Origin of the sequence: Vogesella oryzae (assembly GCF_902829295.1) — a bacterium.
GTDB lineage: Bacteria > Pseudomonadota > Gammaproteobacteria > Burkholderiales > Chromobacteriaceae > Vogesella > Vogesella oryzae.
Genome location: NZ_CADEPL010000026.1, coordinates 1 through 14,132, shown reverse-complemented (window position 1 = coordinate 14,132; position 14,132 = coordinate 1). Strand labels below are relative to the sequence as shown.

Annotated in this window: 13 protein-coding genes; 6 read left to right on the top strand and 7 right to left on the bottom strand. The window is 60.3% G+C overall.

The window, feature by feature from the left end:
- Positions 1-17: 17 nt before the first annotated feature.
- Positions 18-857: an HNH endonuclease gene (locus tag HU218_RS11140; protein WP_174875014.1), complete on the bottom strand. Its 840-nt coding sequence runs from the start codon at positions 855-857 to the stop codon at positions 18-20.
- Positions 858-1,037: 180 nt separating this feature from the next.
- On the opposite strand from HU218_RS11140, the gene HU218_RS11135 reads away from it, so the two are divergent.
- The 4 genes from HU218_RS11135 to HU218_RS11120 all read left to right on the top strand — a co-directional run bounded on the left by HU218_RS11135 (position 1,038) and on the right by HU218_RS11120 (position 6,808).
- Positions 1,038-1,514 (top strand): very short patch repair endonuclease, encoded by a 477-nt coding sequence (locus HU218_RS11135; protein ID WP_174875052.1) that lies wholly within the window; start codon positions 1,038-1,040, stop codon positions 1,512-1,514.
- Between the two features lie 30 nt (positions 1,515-1,544).
- Positions 1,545-2,765 carry a DNA cytosine methyltransferase gene (locus HU218_RS11130; protein ID WP_217450800.1) on the top strand — a complete coding sequence of 407 codons (1,221 nt, stop codon included), beginning with the start codon at positions 1,545-1,547 and terminating at the stop codon, positions 2,763-2,765.
- A gap of 3 nt (positions 2,766-2,768) precedes the next feature.
- The gene (locus HU218_RS11125) at positions 2,769-4,457 is read left to right on the top strand and encodes an McrB family protein (protein ID WP_174875012.1); all 1,689 of its coding nucleotides are present in this window, start codon (positions 2,769-2,771) and stop codon (positions 4,455-4,457) included.
- A gap of 140 nt (positions 4,458-4,597) precedes the next feature.
- Complete coding sequence (locus HU218_RS11120) at positions 4,598-6,808, top strand: DUF2357 domain-containing protein (RefSeq protein WP_174875011.1); 2,211 nt, start codon at positions 4,598-4,600, stop codon at positions 6,806-6,808.
- A gap of 442 nt (positions 6,809-7,250) precedes the next feature.
- On the opposite strand, the gene HU218_RS11115 is transcribed toward HU218_RS11120, so the two are convergent.
- Complete coding sequence (locus HU218_RS11115; protein ID WP_174875010.1) at positions 7,251-7,727, bottom strand: FKBP-type peptidyl-prolyl cis-trans isomerase; 477 nt, start codon at positions 7,725-7,727, stop codon at positions 7,251-7,253.
- 238 nt (positions 7,728-7,965) lie between these two features.
- A complete protein-coding gene (locus tag HU218_RS11110) occupies positions 7,966-8,856 on the bottom strand; it encodes a LysR family transcriptional regulator (RefSeq protein WP_174875009.1) in 891 nt (296 codons plus the stop codon).
- A gap of 128 nt (positions 8,857-8,984) precedes the next feature.
- Between HU218_RS11110 and HU218_RS11105 the strand changes: the two genes are divergently transcribed.
- Positions 8,985-9,317: a DMT family transporter gene (locus HU218_RS11105; RefSeq protein WP_174875008.1), complete on the top strand. Its 333-nt coding sequence runs from the start codon at positions 8,985-8,987 to the stop codon at positions 9,315-9,317.
- 111 nt (positions 9,318-9,428) lie between these two features.
- Here the strand turns inward: HU218_RS11105 and HU218_RS11100 are convergent, their stop codons facing one another.
- The 3 genes from HU218_RS11100 to HU218_RS11090 all read right to left on the bottom strand — a co-directional run bounded on the left by HU218_RS11100 (position 9,429) and on the right by HU218_RS11090 (position 11,518).
- Entirely contained in the window at positions 9,429-9,806 is a 378-nt protein-coding gene (locus HU218_RS11100; protein ID WP_174875007.1) for a cytochrome b562, read from the bottom strand.
- Between the two features lie 62 nt (positions 9,807-9,868).
- A complete protein-coding gene (locus HU218_RS11095; protein ID WP_174875006.1) occupies positions 9,869-10,627 on the bottom strand; it encodes a substrate-binding periplasmic protein in 759 nt (252 codons plus the stop codon).
- Between the two features lie 123 nt (positions 10,628-10,750).
- Positions 10,751-11,518, bottom strand: a complete 768-nt coding sequence (locus HU218_RS11090) for a class I SAM-dependent methyltransferase (RefSeq protein WP_174875005.1) — start codon at positions 11,516-11,518, stop codon at positions 10,751-10,753.
- 201 nt (positions 11,519-11,719) lie between these two features.
- On the opposite strand from HU218_RS11090, the gene HU218_RS11085 reads away from it, so the two are divergent.
- Positions 11,720-12,574, top strand: a complete 855-nt coding sequence (locus tag HU218_RS11085; RefSeq protein WP_174875004.1) for a DMT family transporter — start codon at positions 11,720-11,722, stop codon at positions 12,572-12,574.
- A gap of 37 nt (positions 12,575-12,611) precedes the next feature.
- On the opposite strand, the gene HU218_RS11080 is transcribed toward HU218_RS11085, so the two are convergent.
- On the bottom strand, positions 12,612-14,132 hold a 1,521-nt coding region (locus HU218_RS11080; RefSeq protein ID WP_174875003.1), incomplete at its 5' end, for a TonB-dependent siderophore receptor.

The window sequence follows — 14,132 nt, the reverse complement described above, 5'->3', positions numbered from 1 at the left end:
GGAGGCCTTTTTTGTCTCTAGTAGCAGACCTCGAGTCCCGCAAGGGTGATATCTATCCCTGCAGTGGCTAGTGCAGCTTTTCTATCTGCCAGCAGTTTTTCAAGCAGAACGTTTCTGCTAGTCACTTCGCCATGATGCAACTGCCGGTGGCAATTCGGACACAGGGCAACAAGGTTGGCCGCACAATCCAGCGTGACGGTGTAGTGACTTTGCTGCCCGAGCGGTACGAGGTGGTGGACCTCGACAAACGGTTTCCCGTTAGTACCCGAGATGAAAGATTGGTGGGAGCCGTCCACGCGGCAGCGATAGCCGGCATTTTCGCATTCGGATTTCGCAAGTGCCAGCAGTCTGGGGTAGGCATAGCGTGTCTGCATTACCGGCTGACCGGCGAGTTCAGCCTGGATGGCCTGCTGGTAGTCCGCGTCATCCGGGTCCTGCTTACCGATCTGCTCCCATTCGTGCCGGGACATAAAGCCGATATGCAGCTTCTTGCTGTCCCGTTTGTATACATACCAGATGTCCCCGGCTTGCGGTCTGAATCCGTTTTTCTTGCTCATATAGAGGCGAAGCTCGTTTTTACCTTCTTTCGGGTAAACCAGCTTCAGCGGCACTGGCTGGCCGCCGGCATTGTCGAGTACGAATTGTTTGGTTGCCTTGTCCGGATCGCTTGCGGCCTTGCCGGTATGAAGTTCCCCTTTAAAGAACCCTGACAGGATGTCGTATTCTTTGCCGGTACAGGTGATCTGTCCTTTTTTGGCTTCGTCTTTTGCCGAAATAACCGAGGCGGCAAAATCCTTTTTGCGGATGCCGAAGAAGCGCAGATGTGCGGCGGAGGGGGTGATGACAGAGCTGGTCACGTTGCTATCCTTTATGCATTGCCGGATGGGCATTTTAATCTTTATGCATGCTGATGGAATCTGACATGAATCATGCAGTCCGTCGGTCAGGACGCGATCTGGTAAACTGGCAAAACCGGCAGCGGAATAAAGGGCCCGGCAACCTGGAGGTTGCCGGGCCTTGATGGTTTAATAAGGGCTATGGCAGATATTGTTGATGTGCAAACCCGCAGCCGGATGATGGCGGGTATCCGCGCGAGGGACACGCGGCCGGAAATGTTGCTGCGCAAGGCCCTGCATGCGCGCGGCTACCGTTACCGCCTGTGCGACAAGCGCCTGCCGGGCAAGCCGGATATGGTGTTTCCGCGTTTTCGCGCGGTGATTTTCGTGCATGGCTGTTTCTGGCACGGGCATGAGGCCTGCCGCCTGTTCCGTCTGCCCAAGTCGAATACCGCGTTCTGGCAAGGCAAGATTGCGGCCAACGTGGCGCGTGACAGGGTGGTGCTGGACAGTCTGGCTGCTGCGGGCTGGCGGGTGATGGTGGTATGGGAGTGTGCTTTAAAGGGCAAGAAAATGTTTGAAGCACTTCCGGAGACGATCAAATTTATAGAGTCCTGGCTGAATGGCGGGGGCAGTTTTACAGAAGTTGGTAGCAGTGTGCTGCCTGATTCGGATTGAGGCGTGGTAGTTCAAATGTATCGAGACCAGATGGTTCAAATTGAGAAGATTGTTGCGCCGCTAGCGGTGACGTATACCCCTGTTGGCACCGAACCTCGTGCTCTTGTGCATCAATGGCTTGCCGCATTGGCAGAGGGTACCGCGTTGTTTGCGGATACTGACGGTACCCTGAAAAAGCGATTGTTGGTGTTGCTTAAAGAAGAGGGCATCGATACCCGTGCAGCTAGTCTCAAAGCAATTCTGGATGCAGTCCGGCACGTCAAACCTGCACATGATGCAAATAAATTCACGTTTATCGACTTGTTTGCCGGCATCGGGGGCATGCGAATGGGATTTCAGCAAGCCGGTGGTACGTGTGTTTTTTCGTCCGAGTTTGATGCCAAAGCTCAAGATACATATTGCCGGAATCATGGGGATTATCCATTTGGAGATATTACCAAAATTAATCCTTCAGAAATCCCCGACCATGATGTTTTGCTGGGTGGCTTTCCTTGTCAACCGTTTTCGCATGCAGGTTTAAAGCTGGGTATCGAGGATACTCGTGGAACCCTATTCCATGATATCGCCGAAATACTGGCGACTAAACGCCCGAAAATGGCCCTGCTGGAAAATGTGAAGGGGTTAATCAGTCATGAAAAAGGCCGCACACTCCAGATTGTTCTGCAGACCCTGACCTCTATCGGATACAGCTGCAACATACCACGTGATGTCATTTTGAATGGTACTACCAAGCAGATCCAGGCACTTGCCAAAGCAATGGTGCTGAAGTCGATCGACTTTGGCGTACCTCAGAACCGTCAGCGTATCTATATCGTGTTGTGGCGTGACGGCTTGCTTGACCGTTTCGACTATCCCCAGCCGCTCGGCATTCCTACCAGAGTCGGCGATATTCTTGAAAAGAACCCTGACCCTAAGTACACCATTTCTGACCGGCTATGGAAAGGCCACCAGGAGCGTCGTGTACGGAACAAGGAAAATGGGAAAGGATTCGGCTATGGACTCGTGGATAGTGAATCGCCATATGCAAATACAATTTCTGCGCGGTATTATAAGGACGGCAGCGAGATTCTGGTTGCCCAGAATGATGCCAATCCGAGAAAGCTGACACCGCGGGAAGCAGCAAGGTTGCAGGGTTTCCCCGAAGATTTCCAGCCTTGTACGTCTGATGTGCAGGCATACAAGCAGTTTGGTAATAGTGTTAGCGTACCTGTTATTTCAGCAATTGCTAATAAAATTAAATCGATAATATAAATTATGAATCTAAATGAAAATTTGAAGATTTTTCTGTCCGAAGTTAGTACGGATTTTGAGGCAAGATTGCTTGATAGGTCAGGTTGTATTGTTTTTCAGAATAGTGGTAAACGAGGGTCAGTTAAAGCTTTTGAAGCTTCTTTAGATTCATTCATATCCGCAATCAAAGATATTCGTTTGAATATTGTTGAATTTATTAAAATAAAGCAGTATGAAGAGAGTAGTTGGCGTGATGCGGGTGGCGCTTATTTTACTAACCTGTCAATGAATTCTTTTGTCACAGTCCAAACTAAGCCTATTTTCGCTACGCTAGCAAAGTTAATTGGTTGGGGCTGTGGGAAAGAAGCGAAAGATATAAGTGACAATTTTATTGAACTGAATATCTCAAATATTGATAAAGCCTTGGAAAGGCTGGATAGTCTTGCCTCTTTATATGAACCTATCCGGAAAAATCCTTCCAAAAGTCTTATTCAATCAAAATCAATATCAGAAAATATTACATTTGATATTGCTAAACCCTTCCTCCTCCTCGCCGGTATTTCCGGCACCGGCAAATCCCGTTTTGTGCGCAAACAGGCCGAAGCCTCCGGCGATGGCAAATCCAACTTCAAACTGGTGTGTGTGCGGCCGGACTGGCATGAGCCGGCCGACCTGCTGGGTTATGTCTCGCGTATCGGCGGCCAGCCGGAATATGTTGCCACCGATGTGTTGCGCTTTATGGCCGCTGCGTGGCGCGAAGCGTTTGACAGTGTGGACGATGCGGGGCTGCTGGCAAAGGCAGATGCATTGACGCCGTACTGGCTGTGTCTGGACGAGATGAATCTGGCACCGGTCGAACAATACTTTGCCGATTATCTGTCGGTGCTGGAAACCCGGCAGTGGGATGACGGGGTGTACCGTTGCGAGCCGCTGCTGACGGCGGCGGTCATTGCCCAGCTGGAAGACGTTGGCCGCAACAAGCTGCGTGAAAACCTGCAGCTGGCCGATGAGCAATGGGACGGTTTGTGGCAAGCCTTCTGCAAGCACGGCATTCCGCTGCCGCCCAATCTGATCGTGGCCGGTACCGTGAATATGGACGAGACCACCCACGGCTTTTCGCGCAAGGTGATTGACCGCGCCATTACGCTGGATTTCGGCGAGTTTTTCCCCAACGATTTTGATACCTTTTTGGACGATCAGCCGCCGCCGCAGCCGGTGACGCTGGGTTACCCGCGCCTGACCAGTGTGACAAAGGATGACTTTGCGGCGGTCGCGACGGATAGCGCTGGCAGCAAAACCGTGGCTTTTCTCAAGGCGGTGAACGCGGTGCTGAAAGGCACGCCGTTCGAGTTGGCTTATCGTGCGCTCAACGAGCTGTTGCTGGCGGTGGTGCTGGCCAAGCCTGCCGACGACAAGGCACTACAGGCGGTGTGGGACGACTTTTTGATGACCAAGGTGTTGCCGCGTATCGACGGTGACGAGGAGCGCCTTGCCTGGCACGGGGCGGACAGCGCCGATAAAACCGTGCTGGATGGCCTGCTGGACACGGCACGCAGCCAGCTGGCGGATATCGCCACCGGCGAGGTGCGGCCCGATCTGCTGCGCACTACATCTAAAGGCGAGGTGCTGACGGTGGCTTGCCGCAGCCTGAAAAAGCTGGGCTGGATGCAGCAAAGGCTGACGGCCAACCGCTTCACCAGCTTCTGGCCGTAAGCGGGGCGTAGTGCATGAGCGAACTGACGCTGCATACGCGGAACTGGTCTTTGCAATTGTGGTGTGCCGATCCTGACAAGCGGCGTCAAAGATTGGCCGCAACGCTGGCGTCGCGGGGCAAAGATGCCTTGCCACCCTGCATGGTGCGCTTTTCGCCGGCACTGGATGTGCTGGCGGAAGATGGCACGCTAAAGGCCGCAGACACTGCCGAATATTGCCTTGCCGAACAGGCCTTCCTGTTCGAAAACCTTGCTTACGAATTCGAATTCACGCTGTCAGACGGGGTGGATGCCAGTCCGCCGCCGCGCATCCGCCACCCGCTGGCGGCGCTGGAGAGCTGCTTCCGTCTGCGCGGCAATACCCTGCGCGGCATGGTGCAGACCGGCAACGATATCGGCTGGCTGGCGCTGACGCTGGAATACCATCTGGGCGGCCGCCTGCACAGGCAAACCCTTTCCCTGCGTGTGTATCCGGTGAAAATGGATATCGACAGCGATATCCCGCAAATCGGCGCACAGCTGGACGCGCAATACCCGCTGTGGCGTTTTGCCTTTGCGCGGCCAACCTTGCAGGATGCCGGTAGCGGCAAGGCGCGCAGCCAGCGTTTTCCGCTGTTCTGGCTGGCGCAGCTGGCGCGGCTGCAAAAGGCGCTGGAGCAGGCGGTCCGCAGGGTGCTGGATGCGCCGCATAGCCGCTTGCAGGATACGGTGCAGCAGCGCAAGGCCGACCGGCTGCATGGTCGCCTTTCTCCACGGCTGGAAGAGCGTGTTGCCGGTGATTTGCGAAACGGCCTGACGCATCGCCATTACCGCGTGGATAAAAAACACCTGCAGACGGACACGCCGGAAAACCGATTTGTAAAAATGGTGCTGCAACGTACCGGCAGGGATTTACAGCGTTTTGCTGCAAACATCCGTTGCCAGTTTGTCTCTGACGACAAGCCGGACGAGGGGCGGCTATCGGCCAGCTTTAATGATGGCCTGCAGGAGAATGCCGGCCGGCTGTTGCAGTTGGCCGCACGGCCGTTTTTCCGCGACATCGGCACGTTTACCGGCATGAATGGTGACTCGCTGGTGCTGCATCACCGTCATGGTTATGCCACGGTTTACCGCATCTGGCTGGAGTTGCGCCGTTATCTGGATGTGGCGGGACGACATGGCGAGGGGTCATTAAAAAACATTGCCGAGCTGTACGAGGTGTGGTGCGTGCTGGCTTTGCGCGATCAGCTGAAGAACCTCGGCTTTACCGTGGAGGAAGAAAGCAGCGTGCGGCTGGATAAAAGCGGCATGGAAATGAAGCTGCGGGATGGCAGTCATGCGGTCTTTATGATGGAACGTGGTTGCGGTCTGAAGCTGCGGCTGGCGCACGAACCGGCTTTCGGTACCAACGGGAATAAAGAGATTTTCAGCTGGACCACCGAGCAGAAGCCCGACATCGTGCTGGAGGCGGAGTTTCCCGATGGTCGCCGCCTGCACTGGATTTTCGATGCCAAATACCGGATTGATTCCAGCGAGAAAAAGGGTGATCTTGCCCCGGAAGATGCCATCAACCAGATGCACCGCTACCGTGACGCGCTGGTGATGAAAGCTGACAAGGAGACGGAAAGCGGCCAGCGCCGCCCGGTGCTGGGGGCATTTGTGCTGTATCCGGGTTTCCACGACGAGCAGCCTGGTGCAAACCCTTATCAGCAGGGGATAGACAAGATCGGTATCGGGGCGTTTCCGTTGCTGCCCGGCCGTGAAAACCGCTGGCTGGCCGACTTTCTGGCCGATACCTTCGGGCGCAGCGGTTTTGCCTATATGCAGGCCGAGGCCGGTGTACACGAGCTGCACGATGCGGCGCGGGTCAATACCTATAACCTGCAGCTGTCGAAGTATCCGGACCTGACGCTGGTTGCGCCGGTGGCACCAAAATCTGGCCGTCAGGCTGGTTATATAGAGGGATTCGAGGAGGGGACCGCTGGCTGGTATCACATTCCTGTCGACACGCTAAAGAAGATAGGCAAGCAGAAGTTTGCCGGTGCCACGCCGGTGAATGTGGCGGATATCCGTTATCTGGCCTTGTTGGTCAGCGACGGTACCGAGCGCCATATTCCGAGGATTTATCCGGTCGAGAAGTGCGAAGAACTTCGCAGGGATGAAATTAGTCTCGTCCAGGCTGGTGGCGTACCGAAGCCGGGTACGGAAGACAAGCGCTATGTACTGTTCAAGCTGGGGAGTGGCGAGGTTTGCAAGTCGGCTTTGCGTACCGGTGGGCGTAACGTCAGTCCGCGTCTGGTGTCTATTTCCGAAATACCGCAAGCGTGCACGCTGGAAGATTTGCCAGACCACTATCTCTACGAATCGGCCTGATCTTTTGTGCCGGGCAGTTGCGGCCAACCTTGTAAAAGGTTGGCCGCATGCTGTTTTGGCGGTGTTGACTTATCAAGCTGTCCGGTTGAGGCGTGACGTGGCAAAAATGTAGGCATTTTCAGGAGGAGAGAGGAAGGCAAACTTTCCGCCGCAAATGTATAACCTCCACTTGCGCGGGCGCTTCTTTTGTTTCATCCGGCATGCCAGGCATGCTTGCGGCCAACGTTGCTTGCCAGGGGCTATGTGATCGACTGTTTGATGAGAGTCCTCGAGAGACCCGTAGTAATCCCGGTATGGCTGTCGTAATGCGCAGTAACACTCCCCGAAGAGAGCCGGTTGATGTCGTCAGATAGCTTGCAAGGCGTAGCAGGTTGGCAGGTCTACAGGCAAAACAAAACCCTCCCGGATCGGGGAGGGTTTTGTTTCAAGCGGCCGGGCGAGATCAGTGATGATGCCCGTGCTCGCCATGCACATGCTGGTGGGCGATTTCCTCGGCGCTGGCTTCGCGTACGTCCACAACCGTGATGGCGAAGCGCAGGGTTTTGCCGCACAGCGGGTGGTTGCCGTCGAGCAGGACAGTCGGGCCCTTGATTTTGGTGACGAAGTAATAACGCGGCTCGCCATCCGGGCCAAGGCGCTGGATCTGGCCGCCTACCTTGATGCCGGGCGGGAAGTCGGCTTTGGGCATGGTGGTAACCAGCGCTTCGTCACGTTCGCCGAAGGTATCTTCGGTAGCCAGTTGCAGCGTGGTCTGAAAGCCTGCCTCCTGGCCTTCCAGTGCGGCTTCCAGTTTCGGGAACAGGTTGTCGTAACCGCCGTGCAGGTAGGCAACAGGCTGCTTGCCATCGTCGTAAACCAGACCCTGGCTGTCGGTAACTTTCATGCGCAGCGTAACGGCGCTGTTTTGGGTGATTTTCATGGTGGGCAACGGCAAGTAAATGGGGGGCGGAAAGGTTCGCAGTTCAGCCAGGGAGTGTCAACTGCCGGCAGGTTGGCCGCATTCATGGCGCGCCGCGCTTGCACCTGGCTGGTAAGAGAGAGCGACCGGGGGCGCTTGCCCCGGGTGTGGTGTAGAGGTCGTTGTCTTTGCCGGCGGGATGGTTAGCGCGGACTGTGCCGCTTTGGCCCGCCGATGCGCTGACTTTAATTCCGCTGCCTCAGCCTACGCTGCGCGCAAACACCGCCTTCGCCATATAGCGCCGCAGCCACTGCAGCAGCGGGGCGGCTTCCTGGCCGGCACGCCAGTACAGGTGTACTTCCAGTGCCGGGAAGGCCAGATCGCTGGCGTGGATTTCCACCAGCTGGCCGTTCAGCGTCGGGTAGCGCACGATGTTCAGCGGCAGTACCGCCCAGCCCTGGCCCATGGCGGCCTGTTCGGCAATCACGTACAGGCTGTCGGTGCGCCACAGCTGCGGGCTGATGCGCTCGTCGGCATCGTCCAGCACAAAGCGCGGCGTCACCAGCAGCTGGCGGTAGCGGGCCAGGGTGCGGCGGTTGATCTGCGGCTCGGCCAGCAGCGGATGCTGGCTGCCCACCACCAGCACGCGCGGTACCGCGCCCACCGGCTCCGAGGCCAGCATCGCGTCGGCGGGGATGCGGCGGAAGGCCAGGCCGACATCGGCGTAGCCGGCGCGCAGCCATTCGGCAATGTTGGCCGCCGAGCCGTGGCACAGCGTCAGCTCCAGCTGCGGAAAGGCCTGATCCAGCGCCTGCACCAGTTCCAGTTCCGCCGGATACGGCAGACCTTCGTCCAGCGCCAGCGTCAGCTGTTCCGGCCGCTTGTTGCCCAGCGTCAGCGCGCGGTTGTCAAAGTGCTGACACTGCCGCAGCAGCTCGCGCGCCTCCGCCAGCAGCGCCTCGCCCGCCGGGGTGAGGCTGGGCAGCCGCCCGCTGCGGTCGAACAATTCGGTATCCAGGCTGGCTTCCAGCAGCGCAATCGCAGTGCTCACCGCGGACTGCGCACGGCCCAGCTGGCGGGCGGCGGCGGAAAACGACGCTGCGTCCGCTGCCGCGACGAAAGTGGCCAGTTGCTCCAGCGTCCATTTCATCTATCAGATTTCCTGATGGTTTCTATCTTTAATGTACCTGATTTGCAGATATAAGATGCCGGCGTTTGTTGCGGGCAGACGGGGCGGGCGCCCTGCTGTGTCGCGCAGCGTGGGGAAGGAGGGACAGAATGAACAGCTATCTGATGCTGGCGATTGCCATTGTGGCCGAGGTGGTGGCCACCAGCAGCCTGAAGGCCAGCGAAGGTTTTACCCGCCTGCTGCCCAGCGTGCTGGTGGTAGCGGGCTATGTGACATCGTTCTACCTGCTGCCGCAGATCATGAAGACACTGCCGGTGGGGGTGGTGTACGCCATCTGGTGCGGGGTGGGGATCGTGGCCGTGGCGATGGTGGGGCAGCTGCTGTACAAGCAGGTGCTGGATGGGCCGGCGTACCTGGGGATCACACTGATTGTTGCCGGGGTGGTGGTGCTGCAGGGTTTTTCTAAAACCAGTGGACACTAGAACCGGCGAACACCGGGCGGCAGTCCGGTGCGGCGCAATGCCAACAGCCCCCGTATTGCGGGGGCTGTTGCTATGCCGGCAGCGCTGCGGCCAACGTTGGCCGCATGCCGCTTAAACGTCCAGCTGCTTGTGGTAGTGCTTCTTGATCGGGTCGGTCTTCTGCAGCGCGGCCTTGGCAGCGGGCAGGTCGTTGGCTTTTACCGCCTGGCTGACGGCGTCCAGCTGCTGCTGCAGTTCTTTCATGCCTTTATCGTAGGTCGGCTGGTCTTTTTTCAGCGGCAGCTTGCTGGCCTTGGCGACATCCGCCTGCAGCTGGGTAAAGTACTTGTTGAAGTCCGCCATGCTGTTGCTGGCCATTGCGGCCTTCACAGTGGTCTTCATGTCTTTCATCACGTTCTTGATTTCGCCGGCCTGGGCAGGGGCGGTTGCCAGACAGGCCAGGGTCAGCAGGGTCAGGCCCAGTTGGGCGAAGGGGCGGGTCAGGGTCATGGCAGGGCTTCCTTGGTTGGTCACGGATGCCGCCACTGTAAGACCGGGGAATTAAACGGAGCTTAACGCGCCTGGCTGGTGGCAGGGATGTCGCGTAGCAGCAACTGCTGGATGTGGCTGCCGATCTTGCTCATGCCGTCGTTGAACTGCTGGCGGGCAAACTCGCCGTCCGGGTGACGGACGCTGAAGCCGATATAGACCCCCTGGCTGCCGGCGGTAAACAGGTAGCGTACCTGGCCGGGAAGAATGCCTGCCTGTGCGATCAGCTGTGCGGCCTGTTTTTTCGGGTCGGTGACCAGTACCGCGTAGCGGATGCGGCGCAGCGCCAGCTTTCTCAGCAGCGTGGTTTCGTTATTGGAGTAGTCGATCGTCAGCCGGCTGATGGCCGCCATCAGCGCCGGCGGATACTCGTAGCCGTTGACCAGACCGATGCTGCTGCCGGCCGGTATCGCGGCCAGGCTGTGCGGCGCGCCGCCGCTACGGCTGCTGCTGCTGAATACCCTGGCCTCCGAGGTGTACAGCGGCTGGTCGGCAAAGATCACCTGATCCTGCAGCGATGGCTCCCACGCCATATTGAAACAGGCCACGCTTTCGCCGGACTGCACGCTGGCCTTGCAGCGCGCATACGGCACCACCTGCAGTTCGATGTCGATGCCCTGCGACTGGAATGCCTCGCGCACGATGAAGTTGGCGTAGCCGCTGCCGTCCGGGTTCGACCACGGACTGGCGGCGTCTTCCACCATGATTTTCAGGGTTTGCGCCGCCAGCGGCAGAGAAGCGGATAGCAGCATGGCGGCCAGCAGCAGGCGGAGTCGGCGCATAGGGCGGGGCAGTCGCGCGGCGCGCGGGAGAGTGACTGGTGCTGGCATTATGGCTGAGCGAGGCTGTTTTTGCCGCAAGCCTGCGCGCCGCGACGCCAGCCGGCTGCCCGGCGGTGGCGCCGGTCAGGCCACCCGACCCCACCACAACCCGGTGGCGGCGGTGAAGCTGCCATCGGCCTCCAGTTGCAGTGCGGCCGCCACTTCCTGCGGCGCTTCCTGCTGCAACTGGCGCAGCAGTGCCACTTTCTCCGGCGGCGTGCGCATGCGTGCTACCCAGCTGGCGAACTCAAGCCGCAGCGGCCAACGGTGATGGGCCAGCAATTCGATGCCGGCGCCGGCCAGCAGCGCGCGCCACTCGCCGTCGTTGCGGTTGCGCACATGCGAGCGGTCGCGCAGCAGCTCCCAGCATTGCAGATGGGTATCGGCCAGGGCGTGGTCCGGTGCCTGTACATCGATGATCAGCACATGGCCGCCGGGTGCGGTAACGCGGCGCATGTCGGCCAGGCCGGCGGCCAGGTCCAGCCAGTGGTGCGCGCTGTAGCGACTGGCTACCAGCGCGAAGCTGGCATCGGCAAACGGCAGTGCGCCGGCGTGGCCAGGGCAGGTATCGAGGTTGGCCAGCGCATTGGCCGCCGCCGCGGCACGCACGGTATCCAGCATGGCGGGTGCCGGGTCCAGTGCGGTGACCTGCGCCAGCAGCGGTGCCAGCTGGAAGGCGAGGTGACCGGCGCCGCAGCCGACATCCAGCGCCGTGCCGGCGGACGGCACGTTGGCCGCCACCAGTTGACACGCCTGTGCCAGATCGGGGCCGGCGGCATGCACCGCGCTGGCGAGATAGGCTTGCGCCTGCGGGTCGAACTGGCGGGTAGTGGCTTGCTGGTGTGCTTGCATGGTGCGCTCCGGATGGGGTGAGAAGCTGCACCGTACCCGCTGCCGCATACCGGTACAAGGCAGGTGGTTATCCTGTTATCAGCAGTAACAGCCAGCCGCTTGCGACTAAAGTCGCAGCGTGCGGCGGCCAACCGTGGCCGCCGCCACGGCGGATTGCCGACTATGCTATGGCCATGACTGCTGTTCCTGCCGGAGTCCCCGATGCCGCTGTCGACACCCGCCCGTACCCTGCTGCTGACCTGGATCGCCATGCTGGCTTTTGCCGGCAATTCGCTGCTGTGCCGGCTGGCGCTGGCCACCACCCGCATCGATGCCGTCAGCTTCACCCTGCTGCGGCTGGCCAGTGGCGCGCTGGTGCTGGCGCTACTGGTGCGTGGCCGTGACGGGGCGTGGTCGCGGGCCGGCAGCTGGGCCGGTGCCGGCGCGCTGTTCGGTTATGCCGCAGCGTTTTCGTTTGCCTATCGCCAGCTGCCCACCGCCACCGGCGCGCTGTGCCTGTTCGGCGCGGTGCAGGCCAGCATGATCGGCTACGGCTTGTGGCGCGGTGAAAGGTTGGCCGCACGGCAGTGGCTGGGGTTTGCCTGCGCGCTTGGCGGGCTGCTGCTGTTGCTGTTGCCCGGGGTGTCGGCGCCGCCGCTGCAAGGCATGCTGCTGATGCTGCTGGCCGGGGTGGCCTGGGGCGTGTATTCGCTGCTGGGGCGCGGCGGTGGCGACCCGACCCAGCTCACCGCCGGCAACTTCCTGCGCGCGGTGCCGTTGGCGCTGTTGCCGCTGTTGCTGTGGCCGCCGGCGCAATTACCGGCAGCGGACGGCGTGGCCTACGCGGTGGCCTCCGGCGCGCTGGCTTCCGGCATCGGCTACGCCATCTGGTATACCGCCTTGCGCGGGCTGGGCGCCGCCACCGCGGCCACGGTGCAGCTCAGTGTGCCGCTGCTGGCGGCGGTGGCCGGCTGGTTGCTGCTGGGCGAGGCGCTGGGCTGGCGCACCGCGCTGGCAGCCGTGGCGATTCTCGGCGGTATCGCGCTGGTGATCGCCGGCCGGCAGCGCGCCGGCTAGGTGCCGGCTTGCTGCCGCTGGCATTGACCGGACGCGCTTAGAACGATAACCGCGCCTGCACGCTGACTTCGCGCGGGTCGCCGATCTTCACCTGCAACGCGCTGCCGCTGCTGGAGCTGTAGTAGGTCTTGTCGAACAGGTTCTTCACGTTCAGCTGCACATCCAGCTTGTTGTGGCCGAGCTTGCTCTGCCAGGCCACAAAGGCGTCGGCCACCCGGTAGCGCGGCAGCTCGAAGCTGTTGCTGGCATCGCCCTGGCGGGTGCCGACATAGCGCATGCCGCCACCGGCGCGCCAGCGGTTGCCCAGCGGGTCGCGGCCGAAGTCATAGGCCAGCGACACCGCGCCGCTGTGGCGCGGCACGTTGTACAACTGCTTGCCGACGTTGGCCGCCACATCCTCGGTCACCTTGGCATCGGTGTGCGCGTAGTTGGCGATCAGCGACAGCTGGCGGCTCAGCTGGCCGCTGACATCCAGCTCCACCCCTTGCGAGCGCACCTTGCCGACGGTGCGGCTGACGTCGTTTTCGGTCACCAGCACATTGCGCTTCAGGATGCGGTACAGCGCCAGGCTGGCACTGATGCCGCCATGCTCGTATTTGCCTCCCACCTCATGCACGATGCCGCGTTCCGGGTCGAAGCTCGTGCCATCGCTGGCGGCGTTGGGCTTGAACGATTCGCTGTAGTTGCCGTACAGCGACCATTGCGGCGCCAGTTTGTACAGCAGCCCCAGCTGCGGCAGCAGCACGTCGCCGCTGCTGCTGGCGGTGATGCGGTACGGGCGGCCGCTGCCGTCTTCCTGGCGGTAATGCTGGTAGCGGCTGCCCAGGCTGGCGCTCCAGTTGCCGGCAAAGTCCCAGATGTCCTGCAGCACCAGTGCCTGGCTGTCGATGTCGCTGCGGGTGTCGCTCTTGCTGTTGCTGATCTTGCTCGGGTAGGCCAGCGTGCCGTACACCGGGTCGTAGACGTTGAAGCTGCTGTTGTTGCTGCCTTGCAGCACGTCGCCCTTGGCTTCGCTTTGCTGTTCGCTCTCCAGCGCGATGGCTGGCTGGTGGCGCTGGCCCAGCAGCTGTACATCCCCCTGCAGGCGGGTGGACAGCAGCAGGGTGCTGTTGTCGAAATTGCGGTTGCCGTCGGCACGGCGGGTCAGCACGCCGGTAGTGGCGTTGTAGGACACCGGCCGCGCCTGGTTGTCGCTGTACTGCAGCAGGTTCCAGCCGACGCTGGCCCTCAGCTGCCAGTGGTCGTTCAGCTCGCGGCTGTAGCTGCCGTTCAGCGTTTGCGTGCTGCCTTCGGCAATGTTCCACGCTTCGTCCAGCCGCTGCTCGCGCGGGATGTTGACGGGTTTGCCGTTGGCAAACACCGTGCCGCGGTCGTACGGCGTCTTGAATTCCAGGTATTCGTAAGACAGCAGCGCGCTGCTGTTGCCGTCATGCCAGGCCAGCGACGGCGCGATCAGCTTGCGGCGGGTGTTGCCGAAGTTGCGCCAGTAATCGCTTTCTTCCAGTTCGCCGATCACGCGGTAGGCCAGGCCACTGTCGCCCAGCGGGCCGGTCAGGTT

Coding starts and splice junctions, on each gene's coding strand:
- HU218_RS11100 (WP_174875007.1), bottom strand. CDS start 9,806: ATGACCCTGACCCGCCCCTTCGCCCAACTGGGCCTGACCCTGCTGACC.
- HU218_RS11110 (WP_174875009.1), bottom strand. CDS start 8,856: ATGAAATGGACGCTGGAGCAACTGGCCACTTTCGTCGCGGCAGCGGAC.
- HU218_RS11120 (WP_174875011.1), top strand. CDS start 4,598: ATGGTGCGCTTTTCGCCGGCACTGGATGTGCTGGCGGAAGATGGCACG.
- HU218_RS11085 (WP_174875004.1), top strand. CDS start 11,720: ATGCCGCTGTCGACACCCGCCCGTACCCTGCTGCTGACCTGGATCGCC.
- HU218_RS11090 (WP_174875005.1), bottom strand. CDS start 11,518: ATGCAAGCACACCAGCAAGCCACTACCCGCCAGTTCGACCCGCAGGCG.
- HU218_RS11115 (WP_174875010.1), bottom strand. CDS start 7,727: ATGAAAATCACCCAAAACAGCGCCGTTACGCTGCGCATGAAAGTTACC.
- HU218_RS11130 (WP_217450800.1), top strand. CDS start 1,545: ATGGTTCAAATTGAGAAGATTGTTGCGCCGCTAGCGGTGACGTATACC.
- HU218_RS11095 (WP_174875006.1), bottom strand. CDS start 10,627: ATGCGCCGACTCCGCCTGCTGCTGGCCGCCATGCTGCTATCCGCTTCT.
- HU218_RS11135 (WP_174875052.1), top strand. CDS start 1,038: ATGGCAGATATTGTTGATGTGCAAACCCGCAGCCGGATGATGGCGGGT.
- HU218_RS11125 (WP_174875012.1), top strand. CDS start 2,769: ATGAATCTAAATGAAAATTTGAAGATTTTTCTGTCCGAAGTTAGTACG.
- HU218_RS11105 (WP_174875008.1), top strand. CDS start 8,985: ATGAACAGCTATCTGATGCTGGCGATTGCCATTGTGGCCGAGGTGGTG.